Genomic DNA, 18,693 nt, shown 5'->3' on the forward strand with positions numbered 1-18,693 from the left:
TTTCTTTTTCGAGCATAGGCATCATAAATTCAGGAAGAAGGATAGAGTGAGCTATGGATTTTTTGGAATCATTTATTACCACCGGGCAGGTTGTCATCCCGAGACTGCTTTTGGAGCAATACCAGCAATTAGGATTAACGACTGAAGAGCTGGTTTTTTGGTTAGAGCTTAACAGTTGCCAGCAAACCGGAGACAGTTTTCCTGATCCAGATCTGATTGCACGTCGTATGGGAATTACACAAGCTCAGGTTTTTGATTTGTTGCAGCGGGTAATCGCTAAAGGCTGCCTGCAGATTGTCACGCAGCAAGACGAGAGTGGGCGGCAAACCGACCACTATGATTTTCTGCCAATGTACAAAAGGCTGGTAGTGTTGCTGGAAGATGCGCAAAAGAAAGAAGCTGATAACGAGAAAGATGATCAGATTAGTCGTTTGTATCAGCTGTTTGAACAGGAGTTTGGCCGTCCGTTGTCTCCTTTGGAATTTGAAAAGATAGCTGGCTGGCTTGATGAGGACCATTACGACCCTGAACTGATTCGACTGGCGTTGAAAGAAGCAGTAACCCATCAGGCTCGCAGTCTCAATTATATTGACAGAATTCTTTTGAGTTGGGAAGGGAAAAATCTTACCACCAAAGAAGAAGTCATGTCTGAGCAATCTCGGCGCAAATTAGCTTTGTTGCAAAAAGAAGCCGAAAGTCCTCGAAGGAGTCAGAGTCAAGAGACAAAAAAATTGCCTCCGATCACACTTCATAACCCATTCAAGGAGGAATAGCCGTCATGTTGAATAAACAGCAAACCCAAGAAGCCATTGCGATTATGGGCGAAATGTTTCCAGATGCCCACGGTGAATTGATTCACGAAAATTCGTTTCAATTATTGATTGCAGTCATCCTATCCGCACAGGCGACAGATGTTTCGGTTAACAAAGCCACACCGGCACTGTTTGCTGCTTATCCGGATCCGACGGCCTTAGCACAAGCACCGTTGGATGATATTATCGCTAAAATCAAGACAATTGGGCTTTACCGAAACAAAGCAAAAAATATCAAAGCTTGTGCGGAAAAACTATTGCGGGAGTTTGGTGGCAAAGTCCCACACACTCGTGAGGAATTGATGTCACTTCCTGGAGTAGGGCGTAAAACTGCAAATGTCGTTTTAGGCGACGCATTCAAAATCCCCGCGATCGCCGTGGATACTCATGTGGAGCGGGTATCCAAACGCTTACGAATCTGTAAACAAAAGGCAAGTGTTCTGGAAGTTGAAGAAACACTGATGAAAAAGTTACCTCAAGATAGCTGGGTGACCGCCCACCATCGCATGATTTTCTTTGGGCGCTACCATTGTTTGGCTCGTTCGCCGAAATGTGAAGGCTGTCCGCTCTTGTTTATGTGTAAGGATGGTCAAATACGTTTAGGGATTAAGGCAACTTAAAGGTTGAAAATGAAGAGTAGAAAGAGTGCTGTGAAAAATGTAGAAGGTTAGCCAGCGTTTGAAATTTTTGACAAAGAAAAGAGCCAAGTCACTTCCAATGATTTTTAATGGAAGTGACTTGGCTCTACTTGTCTCTCGCGTTTAGTATTCGCTTTGGAGGAGATTGTTACTGGTCAGCGCCATTTGTTGCTGGTTTTTCTTCTGTAGCTGGTTTCTCACTGCTGGTGGTAGTTTCTGAAGAAGCCGTACTTTCAGAACTTGTTACCGGTGGCTCAGAACTTTCTACAGGTTGTGTAGACTGCACTTCAGAACTCGTTTCTGAAGAAGCTGGTTTATCAGAAGAGGCCGCTGTAGATGAGGTTTCTGCTGTGGATGATTCGCTGATTGACGATTCGGAGGTGACCGAAGCTGTTGTGGATTGTGTAGTCGAAGAAGGTGCGACAGAGCTCACTGGCGGCACGTAGTTATCTTTGAAGTACAATTCACCACCAGAGCGCACTAGGTCATCGGGCATTTCCCAATCCTTGACTGTGCTGTTACGAGTAACGTAGGCCATTAATTCACGATAGACCGCAGAAGCAATCATGTTGGATTGATCCGTAACCGGTGTTAAATGGTCGTTGTATCCTGTCCAAACTGCCATAGAGTAGTCTGGTGTATAGCCGGCAAATAAAATATCCGGATAAACGCCGCTTGTAGTGCCTAAGCGTTCCAAGTCTTCATCGGTATAATTAGAGGTCCCGGTTTTTCCGGCTTGAATCAATCCTGGAATCTGAGCATTGGTTCCGGTACCTTCAGTGATGACATCTTTCAAGATATCCGTGACCATATAAGCTGTTCCTTGTGACATGGCACGTTTACCTTCCGGGGTGAACTCATCCACCGAGCCGTCTTGATACACGATTTTAGAGATGTATAACGGCTTGTAGTAGGTTCCGCCATTGGCAAAGGCGCTGTAGGCAGCCGCCAATTTTTCAGAAGAGGCACCATACTTGGTTCCGTCTTGTTTTGTATTGCTGGAAATGGCATTGGAATATTCCATTGTTTGATAATCGATGCCTAAACCAGAAAGAAATTCTTTGGCTTTGTCGAGACCGACGGCATCCAAGGTTTTGACTGCAGGCACATTTCGGGAATAGGCCAGGGCAGTGCGTAGGCTGATATTACCAAAGTACTTCCCATCCCAGTTACGAACCTGGATATCAGTTCCAGGGTAAGTGTAAGGTTCATCATCAACACGTAGGGCAGTGGAGTCTTTCAAGTATTCAAAAGCAGGACCATAATCGGTGACTGGCTTCATGGTAGAGCCAAAGTCACGGGAGGTATTGACAGCCAAATTATTTCCCAGAACGACGCCTTTTTCAATGTTACGTCCACCGATTTGGGCAATGACTTTCCCGCTGGAAGTATCCATTAAAGTGGCTGCTACTTGCATCTTGTCATCGGGATATTGGATATATTGGTCACTATTGACAATCTCATATAAGCGTTTTTGAGCATCCAAATCTAAATTAGTGTAAACCTGGAGTCCGTCCGTATAGACATCTTTACCGGTAAGTTCTTTGACTTGGGCAATGACTTCTTTGATATAACCATCATACTCAGCCCAGTCTTGACGTGTATCTTCAAATTTGATCAAGCCGTCATCAATTGGTGTCTTGACGGCATCGTCGTATTCTTTCTGGGTGATTTTCTTGTTTTCAAGCATCGTATACAAAACGATGTCCCGCCGTTTTTTCGCCACATCACCGTGGCGGTAAGGATCATAATTTTCAGGAGCTTGTGGCATACCCGCCAGCAGAGCGGTCTGGGCTAAATTCAGTTCCTTTAGCGGCTTGCCAAAATAAGCTAGTGAGGCGGTCTGCATCCCAGAAATTCCGTTTGACATATAGACTTTATTAATATAATAGGTGAGGATTTCCTCCTTTGACTTTTCTTTCTCCAACTGAACGGCCATCCATGCTTCTTGGGCTTTTCGCTTCAAGGTTTGGTCGCTGGCTTTCGTAGAGAAAAAGGAGAGCTTAATCAGCTGCTGGGTTAACGTAGAACCACCTTGCATGCCGCCGGAAGTCACATTTGACAGTGCTGAGCCTACAATACGAATCGGATCGACACCGATATGTTTGTAAAAGCGGCGGTCTTCCACAGAAACAATGGCATCTTCCAACAATTGTGGGATGTCTTGGGAGTCTACTTTTTCCCTTCGTTCAGCTCCTAAGTCGGCAATCGGTGTATCACCGGCATAAAATGTGGAAGAAGCGGCAGCATCCAGCTTACTATCTTCAATCTTTGGTGCATCTTTGGCATAGTACCAAAAGAGCCCTACGCCACCGAGAAATGCCAAACAGCCTAAGATAAACAAAGTGGCAAAGGTTCGCCAGATAATTTTTCCGACAGTAAGTTTTTTCTTAGGCGCTTTTTGGGGTTGCTTTTTCTTAGTTGGCTTGTTTTGTCCAGTTTGTCCCCGTCGTTGTGTTCGCGACAGGTTCTCTTCGTTGTTATTGGCCATTAAACAGGCCCTCCTTTGATTTCAAATAACGATCTACTGCATCCAGGTAGGGAATACGTGGTGCGATTTTACGAGGCAGTTCGATGCCTTCTTTTTCGATGACTGCAAGGGGTAACGATTTTTTTCCGGTGCTTTTTTGCTGTTGCCAATAATGAATCAATGTTTGGCTGTCCAAAAAGAAACAACGCTCCAACGTGGAAAACCACAACAGTACAAAGCAAATGCCCTCCTGAGCTAAACAGGCTTCCATGTGCCGAATCTGATGGTCGTGAAAATTCTTAAAAGGAAAAGACAGTTTATTTTTAGTTTCCTTGGCTTCAAAATCCAAATAAAAGCCTTTGTACACACCGTTATAGTCCGTTGTCGACGCTTCTTTGAAATACGCTTCTTTAATAACCGCAGCGCTTCGTTTCGGGTAGTCAACACTGACAATCTGAATGGGTGTAGGCTTTTTATGGACAACAGCCATCTGCCGGTTCAAATAATAGAGGTTGCTTTCATTGATTGCTTCTTCCAACCGCATCCCGCGATTGCCAAAACTTTGTTTAGTCAGGTCTTTTTTTAAAGCTGTCTGAGACGGTTGCTTTTGAGCAGACAGTTGGGTATGCTTAGAAGCAGTTGCGTTTGAATAACTGCGTCCGTCGGGATAGTTGAAAACCATAATTTCACGCTCCTTGCGGCATTATTATACCAAAAAGGCTAGTAAGAAGGAAAAAAACTGTGGAAGAAAGTATCAAAACACTGGTTCTTACCGGATACCGAAGCTATGAGCTGGGGGTTTTTCAGGACAACGATCCTAAAATTGAAGTCATTAAGAAAGTCCTAAAGGAGCGCTTGACAGCCTATCTGGAAGAGGGTTTGGAGTGGCTATTGATTGGTGGCAATCTCGGTGTAGAACTCTGGGGCGCACAAACTGCGTTTTTGTTGCGGGAAGAGTACCCTGAATTTAAAATCGGCGTCATCTTTCCCTTTGCCGATTTTGGAAGTCAGTGGCAAGAAAAAAATGCGTCTTTGTTAACTGAGGTCAAGCTGAAGGCAGATTTTGTCGAAGCCGTCAGTCATAAGCCTTATGAAAGCCCGGCGCAGTTGAAAAATCATACACAATTTTTATTGGAACACTCCGGTGGCTCATTGATTTTGTATGATGATGAATTTCCCGGCAAGCCTCAGTGGTTTTTGAAAGATGCCTTAGATTTTTCAGCAAAGAGACCTTATCAAGTTGAAAAAATTACAATGGACGATTTACAAAATGCGTTATCTGAGGGATAGTGTTTGATTTATGGCGTTTTTTTGATAGAATAAGTGTGAAAGAGCAATCTTTTTAAAAAGTGGATGAGGTGTAGATAGAGATGGCAAACTTGAATTATAGTCCAAAAGACATTTTGCAACAAGAATTCAAAACGAAGATGCGGGGATATGATCCAGTCGAAGTTGATGAATTTTTGGATAATATCATCAAAGATTATGAAAGCTACAATAAAGAGATTTTGGCATTGCAAGAAGAAAACGATCGTTTGACTGCCCGCGTAGCCCAGTTGGAAAAAAGTAGTGCTGTGACTTCTCGCGTAGCTCCAGAAGCGCCAAAGAGCCAGACAGTAACGAACTTCGATATCTTGAAACGTCTGTCCAATTTGGAAAAAGAAGTTTTTGGCAAAAAATTGGATCAAGACGCTTCTGCTACAGATATCGGTGGCGTGACTCGCGCATCCGTGAATGCAGCCAACTACTCAAATGACGACAATTCCGACGACAACGAACGGACACGTCAGTTTTAATTAAGGTATAATGCTGTGATTTTCAGGCAATCGCGGTCCGGCTAGACCGGGCTGAGGAAAGTCCATGCTCGCACCGGCTGAGATGCCGGTAGTGTTCGTGCCTGACGAAACCATAAGTCAGGGTACCGGGAGACCGGTAACGGCAGGAAAACTCCCTAAAGCTTCGGCCATGGGACAGTATCCTTGAAAGTGCCACAGTGACGAAGCGCTGACTGGAAACGGCGGCGGTGGAACGCGGTAAACCCCTCGAGCGAGCAACCCAAACAATGGTAGGGGCGCTTCTTTGACGGAATCAAACGAATACAAGAAGGCAAGCAATTGCAGATAGATGATTGCCCACGCTGCTCATTTCCCTGAAATGGCAGCTGGACAGAACATGGCTTACAGAAAATCACAGTCTTTCAGGGTATAGCGGCAGGCTCATGATTGTTTCTTAACGGAAACAGTTGTGAGCCTGTCGAGTTTTATGAAAAGAAGCGGCAGACTAATTGCCTAGGTAGTTGATCTGATACCGCTGAATAAATCACAGTTTTCTCCCACTGGACCAGACTGCAGATTCGTAGTATTGTCCAATGGTAAATGGTAATGTAAATAAAGAACTCTTTTTTGGACTATTGTCTTGGGCAAAAGTTGACAAGAGAGGGAGTCATTTCAAAAAGATCGGAGCAAAAATATGGAAAAAAAGCAAGAATTCTCACTGGTGGCTACTGCCGCTAGCGGATTAGAAGCCTTGGTAGGAAAAGAACTGAGAGATTTGGGAATCGACTGTCAAGTTGAAAATGGTCGGGCACGATTCAAAGGAACAATGGAAACTATCGCTACGGCCAACTTGTGGCTGCGAACAGCAGATCGCATCAAAATCGTAGTCGGAGAGTTTGATGCATTTACCTTTGATGAACTCTTTGAAAAAGTCAAAGCATTGCCATGGGAGGATTTCTTACCGTTGGATGCCACTTTCCCGGTGGCAGGCAAGTCCATCAAGTCAAAACTCTACAGTGTTCCCGATTGTCAAGCCATCACGAAAAAAGCGATTGTCGAACGCTTGCGTGGCTATTATCATCGTCCAGCCAGTGTGCCATTGGCTGAAACAGGAGCCTTGTTCCAACTGGAAGTGGCTTTGTTAAAAGACCATGTACTGGTTACATTAGATACCACAGGACCAAGCTTGTTCAAACGAGGCTATCGTTTAGAAAAAGGTGGGGCGCCCTTAAAAGAGAACATGGCGGCAGCTTTGGTGATGCTTACTAATTGGCGCAAAGACCGTCCCTTTGTAGATCCTGTTTGCGGCTCAGGGACACTGTGCATCGAGGCCGCATTGATTGGACATAACATTGCGCCAGGATTTAACCGCAGCTTTGCTTGTGAAGAATGGGACTGGTTTTCTGATGAAACCTTTGAAGCGGTTCGAACCCATGCAGAAGAACAAGCGGACTACGATATTCAACTGGATATTTCTGGTTTTGATATCAACGGCAGGATGGTAGAAATTGCTGCTGCCAACGCTGAGGAAATCGGATTGGGAGATTCCATCGTCTTCAAACAACAAGCAGTTAAAGACTTCACCACTGAAAAAGAATACGGCGTAATTGTGGCCAACCCACCCTATGGCGAACGTTTAGGAGAAGAAGAAACCGTCCGAGAACTGTACAAACAGATGGGGGATGCCTTCCGACCATTGAAGACTTGGAGTAAATACATTCTTACCAGCGATTTGCAATTTGAAGAATTTTATGGCGCGAAAGCAACGAAGAAGCGCAAACTTTATAACGGTGCGCTGCGGACCGATTTCTTCCAATACTGGGGAACACGCCCGCCACGTCAGCCTAAGGAGGACTAGGGATGAAAGAAGCAGAATTTTTGGCAGAGCTAAAGGAGCTGGATCTGTTAAAACAAGCGATGTATCTTTTGGATTGGGATAGCCAGACCGGCATGCCCGAAGCTGCACAGGACTATCGGAGTGAAGTGGGCAGCTATCTTAACGGGCTGTATTTTGAAAGAGCCACTGGTCCAAAAATCAACGAAGCCATCACTTATTTTGCAGAACGCCAGGATGAACTTTCGGAAGTAGGGCAAGCTGCTTATCGAATTGTTAAACGGGAGTATGAATTAAATCATGGGGTTCCCAAAAAAGTGATGGCAGCATATTCTCAGGCGGTTTCCAAAGCTCATGGTGCGTGGTCCAAGGCGCGAAAAGCCAAAGACTTCGAACTTTTTAAAGAAGCACTGGCTGACAATATTCGATTGACCAAGGAGTTAATCACTTACCAAAGAAAAGATCAAAGCACTGCTTATGATGTTTTGTTGGATCAATACGAACCGGGCATGACCACTAAAGAGCTGGACAGTGTGTTTGCGACATTGCGAGAAGGAATCATGGATATCCGGCATACTCTTGCTGCCAAAGGAACAGCACCAGACAATAGCTTTATCCACCGCTATATGTCTCGACAAGGACAAGAAAAGTTTGTGAAATCCGTTATTCAGCAGTTGGGCTATGATTTTTCCAGAGGGCGTTTGGACGATACAATTCATCCTTTTGCTACTGGAATCAATCACAACGATGTTCGCTTGACGACCCGCTGGAACGAAACAGATTTCATGATGGGAATTTTTGGTGTGATTCATGAGGGTGGTCATGGCATCTATGAGCAAAATATCGCCGAAAAATATGAATTGACGCCAGTCCATGAAGGGGCATCGATGGGGATTCATGAATCCCAGTCGTTGTTTAACGAGCTGATTATTGGCGGAAACCGTAATTTTTGGGAAAAGCAGTACCCATTTTTTAAAGAATGTGCGGAAGGTGCCTTTGATGACATCGACTTTGAAACATTTTATCGGGGACTGAAACACTCAAAAACCAGCTTGATCCGGATTGAAGCTGACAGTCTGACTTACCCGCTGCATATCATTATCCGCTATGAAATCGAAAAAGAACTCTTCAATGGTGAGATCCAAGTAGAAGATTTACCTGCAGTTTGGAATCAAAAGTATGAAGAGTATTTGGGCCTTCGTCCACAAAACGATTTAGAAGGCATCTTGCAAGATGTTCACTGGTCCGGAGGGATGTTTGGGTATTTTCCATCTTACGCACTGGGTTATATGTATGCCGCACAACTGTATCACACGATGAAGGAGACCATTGATTTTGCTGAAGTTCTTCGATCTGATGATTATTCACCAATTCGTCTTTGGTTGACAGAACAGGTGCACCGCTTTGGACAATCTAAGACACCTTCTGAAATTATTCTGGCTGCGACTGGTGAGAGTTTAAATCCACGGTATCTGCTGGATTATCTCCAAGAGTTGTACTTCAATGTTTATCAAGTGGAGGAAAACTGATGGAAAAAAAGTTGGCCAAAATCATCGCTTATGCCCAAGAACGCTTGTCTGAAGAGCAAAGTGGTCACGGCTTCGATCATGCTTGCCGCGTAGCTAAATTGGCAGAAAAAATTATGGCAGACCTTAATGATCCCTCGGTGGATTCTTTGGTTGTGATTGCGGCAGCCTATCTACATGATACCATCGATGATAAAGTCGTTGACGATCCTGATGAAGCAGTGGAAGAGCTGAGAAACTTTTTAACCTTTGAAAAAATTCCGACGACTCAAGTTTTAGAGATTTTGTTTATCATTGATAATCTTTCTTTTTCTAAAGAACAATTCGGCGCTGCCTCTGAATTGACGATCAACGGGCAAATCGTTCAAGATGCCGATCGTTTAGAAGCTCTGGGGGCTATTGGAATCATGCGTACTGCTTATTTTGGTGGTGCCCATGGAAATGTTTTGTATGATCCGACTATCCCACCTAGAAATTTGCAGACAAAAGCGGAATATCGTGAAGAGTCAACAGTCATCAATCATTTTTATGAAAAGCTGTTTTTGATTGTCGATCAGATGAAGACGCCTTTTGGAAAGCAAGAAGCTCAGCGTAGAAAGACCTTTATGGAAGAATTTTTGAAGGAATTTTATCGCGAATGGAATGATTAAGAAAAGATTAGTGAGAAATCTAAATGTTTTTATTCTGGCAACTCTTCTTCTATAATTGATTCATACGAGGAGTGAGGCCGATGTTTTATCAGCAGGCATTGAAGCCGGATCAGTTGGCACAGATTTTGCCCCATGTATCCGAGTGTTTTATTACGATAGAGGGACATTTTATCAATAAGGAATACCGAGTAGCGGTCTATAAGTATGATCACGAGTATTTTCTTTTGACAGATCACCGGGTGTTTAGAGAAATTTCCAGAACCCGCAGTCATCAAGAAGGTGATGAAAATCTGGTCTTACCCTATATTGAAGAAGCATTGGAAGAAAACAAATACCATCTGATTGATAAAAGTTACCTTTTCTTGGAATTAGGGACATTGTCAAAAATGGCTGCCAAAAATGCCATCGATATCCACTATTATGAATTTATCGACTAAAGCTGTCGGCGGAGATTTTTTCCGTGACAGCTTTTTTCTTATTTAACTTCAGACAAAAAAACGGATCGTAGTGAGCATATTCCCACCTGATCCGATAAATAATAAAACGTTTCGTGTAGCTGGTTTTTCTAATTGGCGCGGCTACCTTTGATCCGCCGATACCCACGAAATATATTAACTGCCGCAAGCAGGAGCCCAACCGCCAGTCCAATAAATAAGGTCCACAAAGGATACGCAAGCTGCTGCTCCAAAGCCATCTCACCGATACGAGCGCGTTCATGATAGGCATACTGAAGAATTTGGAAGCAAAAGGCTGCCATGAATCCTGAGATGATAAAAAGTGCAAATCCCAGATAGGTGATTTTGGTTTTTTTGCGGACAATGGCAAAAATGCCGTACAAGATTAACAAGCCACAGGGTACACCGAAGGCAAAATATGGATTTAACATCGTATTCTTTGGCACCTCCTTTTATTTATGATACTGTATTTTCAGCAAAATGAAAAATATCTTAGCATTTGGAGGCAGAGTGTTATGCAGGCATATTTAGGACCCTTGAAGACAGCAATGCTGGTTTTTCCCTTTCTAGCATTGTTCATCTCCGCGTTTTTTTTCGTTCATGAATACAGAAAGTATGGCCGTTTTTTGGTAGCGCGGGGGATTATTATGTATTCCTTTGTGTTTTATCTGTTGTGTGCCTACCTCCTGGTGATTTTGCCGCTGCCACCGATTGCGGAAGTTGCAAAGATGACAGGGCCAACTATGGAACTAAATCTAGGCGCTTCTTGGCAGCATTTTATTCAACAGACCGTGCTGGATATCAGAAATCCCGCGACTTATTTGCCCGCGATGAAGCAAAATGTATTTCTCGAACCCCTCTTTAATATTCTTTTGTTAGTACCTTTTGGCGTTTATCTGCGTTATTTCTTTAATATCAGCTGGTATAAGACCATGTTGGCTGCATTTTTACTCTCGCTATTTTTCGAACTTACCCAACTGACGGGACTTTATTTTATTTATCCACGTTCCTATCGACTCTTTGATGTGAATGACCTGTTGCATAATACCCTCGGTGGTATGATTGGCTTTTGGATCGAACCAGTGCTGACGTTTCTTTTGCCCAGTCGAACTCAATTGGATGAAGAAGCTTATGAAAAAGGCCGCGATGTGACACTTGTTCGGCGCTTGGCAGCCTTTTTAATCGACTGGGGGTTCATTACTTTTGCCAGTATCCTCATTGAAATTGTCGCGCGATTAGTAACGGGAAACTACAAGTTGGATTTTGTTGATTCTGCTTGGTGGTATTTATTAACAGTTTTTGGCTATTTTATGTTGCTACCGACAGCAACGAACGGCAAGACACCGGGAAAAGCGCTGGTAAAAATCCGTATCGCAGAAAACGGACATGAGAAAATCAGTTTTTGGGCATTGTTCAAACGCTACGGAATCCTGTACTTTTTCTATGGGGGATACAGTCATCTGTTGCAAGCGGTACTGCCGCTGATCCGCAGTGACAATCACTTTTTGACAGCCATCAGTAGTGGACTTTCCTTGGTAGGGCTGCTTTTATCCGGAGGGTTTGCTGTCATTATTGGCTGGTCTTTTATCACTCGCAAGCGCATCTTGTTTTATGAGCGTTCCAGTCATACTTACACAGTTAGTACCGTGGCGGCCAAAGAAAGTTAGAAAAGCGGCGATAAGTGTGCTATAATCGCAAAGATCGTAAAGAAAGAAGGTGGAACAAATGACCTTTGATGCATTTGAATTCAAACCATTTATAAAAAACGCACTTGAGGATCTGAGATTTCAACAACCGACAGAAGTCCAGGAACGTCTGATTCCTTTGATCCAAAAAGGTAAGAGTGTAGTAGGCCAATCTCAGACAGGAACCGGTAAGACCCACACATTTTTACTCCCATTGATGGATCGGATTGATCCAAAAAAAGATGAAGTTCAAGTAGTGGTGACCGCCCCCAGTCGTGAACTTGCGACACAGATTTATCAAGCAGCACGGCAAATTGCCGGCTTTTCTGATCCTGAGATTCGTGTGACTAATTTCGTCGGTGGCACGGATAAGCAGCGCCAGTTGAGTCGCTTGAAAAACCAGCAGCCACATCTTGTGATTGGCACACCTGGACGGATTTTAGACATGATTAATGAGCAGGCACTGGATGTGCATACCGCGCAAGCCTTTGTAGTGGATGAAGCGGATATGACATTAGATATGGGATTTTTGACGGAAGTTGATCAGATTGCCGGTCGTTTGCCGGAACGTCTGCAGATTCTTGTATTCTCAGCGACCATTCCTGAAAAATTACGGCCTTTCCTACGTAAATATTTGCAAAATCCCATCATTGAAGAAATCAAGCCGAAAGCTGTTATCTCAGAAACAATCGAAAACTGGCTGATTTCTACAAAAGGGCGCAAACCAGAGCAGCAGATTTACAAATTGCTGACTATCGGACATCCCTATCTGGCGATTGTATTTGCGAATACAAAACAGCGAGTGGATGAAATCACTGATTATTTGAAGAACCAGGGCTTAAAAGTAGCGAAAATTCATGGAGACATTTCTCCTCGGGAACGCAAGCGAGTAATGCGTCAGGTTCAGAACATGGATTACCAATATGTCGTAGCGACGGATTTGGCTGCACGAGGAATCGATATTGAAGGTGTCTCTCATGTGATCAATGCCGAACTACCAGAAGATCTGGAGTTTTTCATCCATCGCGTGGGACGGACTGGGCGTAACGGTCTTCCAGGTACTGCAATTACGCTGTACGATCCTTCAGATGAACAGGCGATTATCTCTTTGGAAAAAATCGGCGTCGCCTTTGAACCCAAAGAGATCAAAGATGACGAAATAGTTGACAGCTATGATCGTAACCGCCGGAAAAAACGTGAAAAATCACGAGATGAGTTGGATCCGACCCTGATTGGTCTGGTGAAAAAGAAAAAGAAAAAAATTAAACCTGGTTATAAGAAAAAGATTCAACGAGCAGTACAAGACAGCAATCGTCAAAAAAGAAAAGTCGAACGTCGCCAAGAGCAGCGTTCTGCGAGAAAACACAAGAAAAACTCAAATAAAGGCTAAGCATTACATTCAAAAAAAGACCTTGATTGCCGTTTTGGCAGCTCAAGGTTTTTTTGAATGTTTTTTGGCCAGTAAAAAGGAGACTGTTAAAAGCTGGGCGTCTTTTTAAAAGACGAGTAGAAACCGTTGTGTCATAAGTATCGCTAAAAGGCAGGCACTTTTTGCTGATGGAAAACCTGGAAGGAGAACTATTCATTCAGCGATTTTTTCATTTGGATGCAGGCAATCCCGTCTTCTTGAAAAACATCACCAAAGGCAATATAGCCCAGCTTTCGATAAAAATCTGTAGCAGTAATTTCAGCAGTAAGGCAGCTTTCAAGATACCCCTCGTGGCGAGCTTGTTTTTCGAAATGCAGCAACAAACGGCGACCGATTCCTTGACCTCTGTAATCTTTTAAGACACAAAAGCGATCAGGTTGGATACAGTTTTTTCGAGTAGGATGAGGCTGGTAGCGAATGGTGGCAAGTGGCGTTTGATTGAAGAAAGTGACAAAGAAGTTTTGCTGGTCGGTATCCAATGAGTCAAACTCCAAATCAGCAGGGATTTGCTGTTCTTTGACGAAGACTTCATACCGTAGATAAAAGGCCGCTGCTCTGAGGTACACCTTATTTCCAAAAACAATCCTTTCCATCGAAATTCTCCTCCTTCGTGTTATACTGAATGATAGCAGATTCAACATGTAGACAAAAGGGGAAGAGGACATGAATTTACTGGAAATGATGGAATGGAGCAACTGGAAAAATCTTACCGATGAAACAAAGCAGCAGGTATTGGGAAAGGTCTTGATGTATTTTGTTAGTCCATTGAAATTAGTCACAAATATCCAGTTGCGGGATTTTGAACTGGCAGGTGTTAAGTGTCGCAGCTTTGAACTGGAAATCGATGGTGATCCTTTTGTCTTTATACCCGGGAATGCCGAAGCAATCCTTGGCTGGGAACTTGGCGTCCAAGGACTGGCAACAGCTGTCTGGGCCAAACCTTTTCCAGAAGAATTGTCATTAAAAACACAACAGCTGATCAAGGAATATGGCTTGAAGACCGCCGATGAATGGGATCATTTCATTGACCTGCATACCACACCTTTGCGAAAGGCTGCTATTCCACCGATGCTGGTTGAAAAATACTCAGTTCCTTTTGGTAGTCGTTATATTGGTTCTTTGGACACAATTACGGGTGAATTTTCTGGTGACGTAGACGAATTTTCCGCAGTAGAAGCTTCTATACGGGAACTTTTTTTGCCCCCTACCTCCTTTGAAGAAAGTCTAAGTAAGACGCTGCCGGAACGTCTGGAAGTAAATGAAAACTGGTATATTGAACTTTCTCAGGAGCTGGACTGTTATTATGTTTTCAAACGCTTTGCCAGTGATCAGGAAACTTTGAAAAAGAGTATCAGAAAAGGCGGCTTTCAGCTATTGAATGAAGATCAGTGGGAGTACGCTGTCGGTGCTGGGACAAGAAGACTGTTTCGCTGGGGCAACGATTTGGATACCGACGACTCTTACTGGGGGCGCCAAGTCCGCCGTTATCTGAAAATGCCGAATATGTTTGGTCTGTATATAGATGATCGGCTGAATCGTTATGAAATCACTGAGAATTCAGTTTTAAAATTAGATAAATGGGAACAAACCGGAATTACGTTGTTAGACTTTTTGCCAATGGCTAGTTATTATCGTGCGCCTCGTCTGCTGGAACCCTCAGAAAGCCTATCAGTTTTAGACTTTTCCTATCGCCGCGGCATCATTATCGCTAAATGACATGGAGGTGGAAGCATCATGACTGAGCCAAATACGCTCCAGCTATCGACTCATATCCAGGCGGCAGCTGGAATTGTTTTAAATGAACAAGGAGAACTTCTTTTAGTAAAAACCCACCGACATGGCTGGGTGATGCCTGGAGGAATAGTAGAAGAAGGGGAGACTGTCTTAGAAGGACTTCAACGAGAAATAAGAGAAGAAACCGGTATCTTAGCTGATGTCGAAGTGCTGTACTGTTTGTCTTCCAATGTCTCCAGCCATCCAGGATACAACGGTGTAAAAAGAGTTCCCACTAAGGTTATTTCAGATTTTATCTGTCGTTATCGTTCTGGTCTTCCCCGTCCGTCAGCTGAAAACAGTCAGACAGCATGGGTGTCTTTAGAAAAAGCCCAAGAACAGATTACGGCGGAGCCTTTCAAATCCCGTTTTGAATGCTATTTGGCTTATCAAGGTTGTCCATTTTACCTAGCTTACGAGACGGTACCTGAGTTTCAATTGCTGGCAAAGCAGTTGATTTGATCATTGGTAGCAAAGAATGACCGCATTTTTAGTCATTGACAAAAAGCAGCTGGTCTTCTATACTTTACGAGAATCACAAAGGACATGGCTTATGGATCGTTTCTTACAGAAAGCTCTCGATGCTGAGAAGAGAGTAGAATCACCAGCGGTTGCTCCCTTTGGATGAGATTTTGGTGAAAACATCAACGCTGACTCCGCGTTAACGAGTTTAAGAGGTAATGTTTGACAGCATTGCAACTGGGGTGGTACCGCGCGAAGACGTCCCCGGCTTGCAGTGGTGTCTTTTTTTGCCTAATAAAAGAAAAAGAGGGATCTAACATCATGAAACAATTATCAAGTGCACAAGTTCGTCAAATGTTTTTGGACTTCTTCAAATCAAAAGGCCACTCAATAGAACCCAGCGCTTCTTTAGTGCCGGTCAATGACCCGACACTGCTATGGATCAACTCCGGTGTAGCGACCTTGAAAAAATACTTTGACGGTTCTGTTGTTCCGGAAAATCCACGGATTACCAACGCCCAAAAATCAATTCGAACCAATGATATCGAAAATGTTGGGAAAACTGCGCGCCACCATACGATGTTTGAAATGTTGGGGAATTTTTCTATTGGCGATTACTTTAAAAAAGAAGCCATTCACTGGGCGTGGGAATTTTTGACTGCACCAGAATGGATGGCCTTTGATCCGGAAAAACTTTATGTGACAGTTTATCCAAAAGACGTTGAAGCTAAGCGTATCTGGGCTGAAGAAGTAGGCTTGTCTTCTGATCATATCGTGGAAGTTGAAGACAATTTCTGGGATATCGGTGCAGGACCATGTGGACCGGACTCTGAGATTTTTTACGATCGAGGCGTAGAGTTCAATGACCTGCCTGCGGGAGATCCAGAAGATTATCCTGGCGGGGAAAATGAACGCTATTTAGAAATCTGGAATCTGGTGTTCTCTGAATTCAACCATCAACCAGATGGTAGTTATGAACCATTACCACATAAAAACATTGATACTGGGATGGGTCTTGAACGGATGGTTTCTATCGTTCAAGATGCACCAACAAACTTTGAGACCGACCTGTTCATGCCCATCATCAAAAAAGTAGAAGAGCTCAGCGGAAAATTCCAATATGGCGATGCACCGCAGACAGATATTTCTTTCAAAGTAATTGCTGATCACATTCGAGCTTTGGCATTTGCCATTGGCGATGGAGCTTTGCCGTCAAATGAAGGCCGCGGTTATGTATTGCGCCGACTATTGCGTCGGGCAGTTATGCATGGGAAAAAGCTGGGAATCGATACCGCCTTTTTGTATCAACTGGTTCCAGTGGTGGGTCATATCATGGAAAGTTATTATCCGGAAGTCTTAAACCAACAAGACTTTATCGAAAAAGTTGTTCGCAATGAAGAAGAACGCTTCCATGAAACCATTAATGAAGGCTTGGAAATCCTGACAGAAGTAATTGCCAAAGTGAAAGCAGAAAATGGCGCCATCCTTTCAGGAGCCGATATTTTCAAATTGTATGACACCTATGGCTTCCCAGTTGAATTGACAGAAGAAGTCGCTGAGGATGAAGGCTTGAAAGTGGATCATGCAGGGTTTGAAAAAGAAATGGATGCCCAACGTGAACGGGCTCGGGCAGCTCGCAGCACGGAACTTTCGATGGGGGTACAGTCTGCGTTATTGACAGACATCAAAGTCGACAGCCGTTTTGTAGGCTATGACCAAGAAGAAGCACAAAGCGAGCTTTTGGTCATTATCAAAGACGATGAGTTAGTGAGCGCCGCTTCTGAGGGAAAAGTTCAACTGATTTTTGCTGAAACACCTTTCTATGCGGAAATGGGCGGGCAAGTTGCAGATACAGGTATGGTTGCAGATGCTGACGGAAATTTAGTAGCAGAAGTTTATGATGTTCAAAAAGCACCGAATGGGCAGTTCCTTCATAAAGCAGCATTGAAGGGTGTACTTAAAGAAGGAGAACGTTACTTCTTACAAGTCAACGCAGCCCGTCGAAACCGTATCGTGAAAAATCATACCGCTACCCATCTTTTGCACAAAGCGCTGAAGGAAGTCTTGGGTAATCACGCCAATCAAGCTGGTTCTTTAGTTGCACCGGGGCATTTGCGTTTTGACTTCACTCATTTTGGTCAAGTCACCGCTGATGAACTGAAGGAAATGGAAGCTATCGTCAACCGTAAAATCTGGGAAGCTGTTCCAGTTGTAACGATTGAAACGGACATCGATACTGCCAAAGAAATGGGCGCTATGGCGCTGTTCGGCGAGAAATACGGACATGATGTCAGAGTGGTAAACGTTGGTGACTGGTCGATTGAGTTGTGTGGTGGGACCCACGTTAAGAATACCGAAGACATCGGAATTTTCAAGATTGTTGCTGAATCAGGGATCGGTGCCGGCGTACGACGAATCGAAGCAGTTACTAGCAAAGAAGCCTATGAGTTGTTCCACGAAGAAGAAAAACAACTCAAAGCCATCGCGCAAATCGTAAAATCGCCTCAGATCAAGGAAGTTGTCGCAAAAACTGAGCAACTGCAGCAACAATTGCGGGAATTACAAAAAGAAAATGAAGCATTGGCCTCAAAACTCGCGAACCAACAAGCAGGTGACATCTTCAACAATATCCAAAAAGCTGGAGATATCAGCTACGTTGCAGCCAAAGTTCAAGTAAAAGACATGAATCAACTGCGACAGCTTGCTGACCAATGGAAACAAAAAGCCGTTTCTGATGTTTTGGTCTTGGCTACTGCCTCTGAAGGGAAAGTCAATTTGCTGGCAGCCATGAGTCCTCAGGCAAACGAACAAGGGCTTAAAGCCGGAGACCTTATCAAAGTCATTGCGCCTCTTGTAGGTGGTGGCGGCGGTGGCCGTCCAGACATGGCACAAGCCGGCGGGAAAAATCCAGCTGGGATCGACGATGCTTTGGCAGAAGTTGCCAATTGGTTGAACAAATAAGCCAGGACAGTCGATTGGCTATCTAAAAGGGTCAGTGCTTGAAATTTTGACAATGAAAAGCCAAGTTTCTTCCATGGTTCTTTAATGGAAGGGACTTGGCTTTTGTTTTTGCTTGTGGCTTACGTTTGGTAGTATTCGCTTCGGAGAACGGTAGCAGGAGATAGTTATAGCTCGTTTTCAGTTGGGCAGGTCATCAGATGCAAGACTGCTACGATTTTTAGCA

17 protein-coding genes and 1 other RNA gene are annotated in these 18,693 nt (G+C 43.9%); 14 read left to right on the forward strand and 4 right to left on the reverse strand.

Translation table 11 applies throughout. From position 1 onward, the window contains the following. The first annotated feature begins 53 nt into the window (after window positions 1-53). Together BAU14_RS09035 and nth are read left to right on the forward strand one after the other, a co-directional pair. Window positions 54-773: a DnaD domain protein gene (locus BAU14_RS09035; RefSeq protein WP_161899758.1), complete on the forward strand. Its 720-nt coding sequence runs from the start codon at window positions 54-56 to the stop codon at window positions 771-773. A 5-nt stretch (window positions 774-778) separates the two neighbouring features. After that, the gene (gene nth, locus BAU14_RS09040) at window positions 779-1,432 is read left to right on the forward strand and encodes an endonuclease III (RefSeq protein ID WP_161899759.1); all 654 of its coding nucleotides are present in this window, start codon (window positions 779-781) and stop codon (window positions 1,430-1,432) included. Window positions 1,433-1,598: 166 nt separating this feature from the next. On the opposite strand, the gene BAU14_RS09045 is transcribed toward nth, so the two are convergent. Both BAU14_RS09045 and recU read right to left on the reverse strand, forming a co-directional pair. Next, on the reverse strand, window positions 1,599-3,917 hold the full coding sequence (locus tag BAU14_RS09045) for a transglycosylase domain-containing protein (protein ID WP_420022089.1): 2,319 nt from the start codon (window positions 3,915-3,917) through the stop codon (window positions 1,599-1,601). Between the two features lie 13 nt (window positions 3,918-3,930). Further along, window positions 3,931-4,602, reverse strand: coding sequence for a Holliday junction resolvase RecU (gene recU, locus BAU14_RS09050; RefSeq protein WP_161899761.1), 672 nt, complete (start codon window positions 4,600-4,602; stop codon window positions 3,931-3,933). Window positions 4,603-4,673: 71 nt separating this feature from the next. On the opposite strand from recU, the gene BAU14_RS09055 reads away from it, so the two are divergent. The 7 genes from BAU14_RS09055 to BAU14_RS09085 all read left to right on the forward strand — a co-directional run bounded on the left by BAU14_RS09055 (window position 4,674) and on the right by BAU14_RS09085 (window position 10,142). Continuing rightward, window positions 4,674-5,210 (forward strand): DUF1273 domain-containing protein, encoded by a 537-nt coding sequence (locus tag BAU14_RS09055; RefSeq protein WP_161899890.1) that lies wholly within the window; start codon window positions 4,674-4,676, stop codon window positions 5,208-5,210. A gap of 80 nt (window positions 5,211-5,290) precedes the next feature. Beyond that, on the forward strand, window positions 5,291-5,716 hold the full coding sequence (gene gpsB / locus BAU14_RS09060) for a cell division regulator GpsB (RefSeq protein WP_161899762.1): 426 nt from the start codon (window positions 5,291-5,293) through the stop codon (window positions 5,714-5,716). Window positions 5,717-5,734: 18 nt separating this feature from the next. Continuing rightward, window positions 5,735-6,105, forward strand: an RNA gene (gene rnpB / locus BAU14_RS09065) — RNase P RNA component class B. Window positions 6,106-6,389: 284 nt separating this feature from the next. Beyond that, window positions 6,390-7,553, forward strand: a complete 1,164-nt coding sequence (locus BAU14_RS09070) for a THUMP domain-containing class I SAM-dependent RNA methyltransferase (protein WP_161899763.1) — start codon at window positions 6,390-6,392, stop codon at window positions 7,551-7,553. Between the two features lie 2 nt (window positions 7,554-7,555). Next, window positions 7,556-9,058, forward strand: a complete 1,503-nt coding sequence (locus BAU14_RS09075; protein ID WP_161899764.1) for a carboxypeptidase M32 — start codon at window positions 7,556-7,558, stop codon at window positions 9,056-9,058. Further along, window positions 9,058-9,705 carry an HD domain-containing protein gene (locus tag BAU14_RS09080; protein WP_161899765.1) on the forward strand — a complete coding sequence of 216 codons (648 nt, stop codon included), beginning with the start codon at window positions 9,058-9,060 and terminating at the stop codon, window positions 9,703-9,705. The genes BAU14_RS09075 and BAU14_RS09080 overlap by 1 nt, the downstream gene beginning before the upstream one ends. An 80-nt stretch (window positions 9,706-9,785) precedes the next feature. Then, window positions 9,786-10,142 carry a hypothetical protein gene (locus BAU14_RS09085; protein ID WP_161899766.1) on the forward strand — a complete coding sequence of 119 codons (357 nt, stop codon included), beginning with the start codon at window positions 9,786-9,788 and terminating at the stop codon, window positions 10,140-10,142. A gap of 128 nt (window positions 10,143-10,270) precedes the next feature. On the opposite strand, the gene BAU14_RS09090 is transcribed toward BAU14_RS09085, so the two are convergent. Continuing rightward, window positions 10,271-10,591, reverse strand: a complete 321-nt coding sequence (locus BAU14_RS09090; RefSeq protein ID WP_161899767.1) for a hypothetical protein — start codon at window positions 10,589-10,591, stop codon at window positions 10,271-10,273. Window positions 10,592-10,675: 84 nt separating this feature from the next. Between BAU14_RS09090 and BAU14_RS09095 the strand changes: the two genes are divergently transcribed. Together BAU14_RS09095 and BAU14_RS09100 are read left to right on the forward strand one after the other, a co-directional pair. Then, window positions 10,676-11,827 (forward strand): VanZ family protein, encoded by a 1,152-nt coding sequence (locus tag BAU14_RS09095; protein WP_161899768.1) that lies wholly within the window; start codon window positions 10,676-10,678, stop codon window positions 11,825-11,827. A gap of 58 nt (window positions 11,828-11,885) precedes the next feature. After that, a complete protein-coding gene (locus tag BAU14_RS09100) occupies window positions 11,886-13,235 on the forward strand; it encodes a DEAD/DEAH box helicase (RefSeq protein ID WP_161899769.1) in 1,350 nt (449 codons plus the stop codon). 188 nt (window positions 13,236-13,423) lie between these two features. Here the strand turns inward: BAU14_RS09100 and BAU14_RS09105 are convergent, their stop codons facing one another. After that, on the reverse strand, window positions 13,424-13,867 hold the full coding sequence (locus BAU14_RS09105) for a GNAT family N-acetyltransferase (protein WP_161899770.1): 444 nt from the start codon (window positions 13,865-13,867) through the stop codon (window positions 13,424-13,426). A gap of 70 nt (window positions 13,868-13,937) precedes the next feature. Here BAU14_RS09105 and BAU14_RS09110 point away from each other — a divergent pair, with 70 nt between their 5' ends. From BAU14_RS09110 to alaS, 3 genes are all read left to right on the forward strand, one after another. Continuing rightward, window positions 13,938-14,990: a DUF7278 family profilin-like fold-containing protein gene (locus BAU14_RS09110; RefSeq protein ID WP_161899771.1), complete on the forward strand. Its 1,053-nt coding sequence runs from the start codon at window positions 13,938-13,940 to the stop codon at window positions 14,988-14,990. 18 nt (window positions 14,991-15,008) lie between these two features. Next, window positions 15,009-15,509, forward strand: coding sequence for an NUDIX hydrolase (locus BAU14_RS09115; protein WP_161899772.1), 501 nt, complete (start codon window positions 15,009-15,011; stop codon window positions 15,507-15,509). Window positions 15,510-15,830: 321 nt separating this feature from the next. Next, window positions 15,831-18,470: an alanine--tRNA ligase gene (alaS, locus tag BAU14_RS09120; RefSeq protein ID WP_161899773.1), complete on the forward strand. Its 2,640-nt coding sequence runs from the start codon at window positions 15,831-15,833 to the stop codon at window positions 18,468-18,470. Window positions 18,471-18,693: the final 223 nt, after the last annotated feature.

The sequence above is a fragment of the Candidatus Enterococcus leclercqii genome (assembly GCF_009933135.1).
Lineage (GTDB): Bacteria > Bacillota > Bacilli > Lactobacillales > Enterococcaceae > Enterococcus_C > Enterococcus_C leclercqii.

Excerpts from the sequence above, each read along its gene's own strand:
- BAU14_RS09035 (WP_161899758.1), top strand. The coding sequence starts at position 54 with ATGGATTTTTTGGAATCATTTATTACCACCGGGCAGGTTGTCATCCCG.
- nth (WP_161899759.1), top strand. The coding sequence starts at position 779 with ATGTTGAATAAACAGCAAACCCAAGAAGCCATTGCGATTATGGGCGAA.
- recU (WP_161899761.1), bottom strand. The coding sequence starts at position 4,602 with ATGGTTTTCAACTATCCCGACGGACGCAGTTATTCAAACGCAACTGCT.
- gpsB (WP_161899762.1), top strand. The coding sequence starts at position 5,291 with ATGGCAAACTTGAATTATAGTCCAAAAGACATTTTGCAACAAGAATTC.
- BAU14_RS09070 (WP_161899763.1), top strand. The coding sequence starts at position 6,390 with ATGGAAAAAAAGCAAGAATTCTCACTGGTGGCTACTGCCGCTAGCGGA.
- BAU14_RS09075 (WP_161899764.1), top strand. The coding sequence starts at position 7,556 with ATGAAAGAAGCAGAATTTTTGGCAGAGCTAAAGGAGCTGGATCTGTTA.
- BAU14_RS09080 (WP_161899765.1), top strand. The coding sequence starts at position 9,058 with ATGGAAAAAAAGTTGGCCAAAATCATCGCTTATGCCCAAGAACGCTTG.
- BAU14_RS09085 (WP_161899766.1), top strand. The coding sequence starts at position 9,786 with ATGTTTTATCAGCAGGCATTGAAGCCGGATCAGTTGGCACAGATTTTG.
- BAU14_RS09090 (WP_161899767.1), bottom strand. The coding sequence starts at position 10,591 with ATGTTAAATCCATATTTTGCCTTCGGTGTACCCTGTGGCTTGTTAATC.
- BAU14_RS09095 (WP_161899768.1), top strand. The coding sequence starts at position 10,676 with ATGCAGGCATATTTAGGACCCTTGAAGACAGCAATGCTGGTTTTTCCC.
- BAU14_RS09100 (WP_161899769.1), top strand. The coding sequence starts at position 11,886 with ATGACCTTTGATGCATTTGAATTCAAACCATTTATAAAAAACGCACTT.
- BAU14_RS09105 (WP_161899770.1), bottom strand. The coding sequence starts at position 13,867 with ATGGAAAGGATTGTTTTTGGAAATAAGGTGTACCTCAGAGCAGCGGCC.
- BAU14_RS09110 (WP_161899771.1), top strand. The coding sequence starts at position 13,938 with ATGAATTTACTGGAAATGATGGAATGGAGCAACTGGAAAAATCTTACC.
- BAU14_RS09115 (WP_161899772.1), top strand. The coding sequence starts at position 15,009 with ATGACTGAGCCAAATACGCTCCAGCTATCGACTCATATCCAGGCGGCA.
- alaS (WP_161899773.1), top strand. The coding sequence starts at position 15,831 with ATGAAACAATTATCAAGTGCACAAGTTCGTCAAATGTTTTTGGACTTC.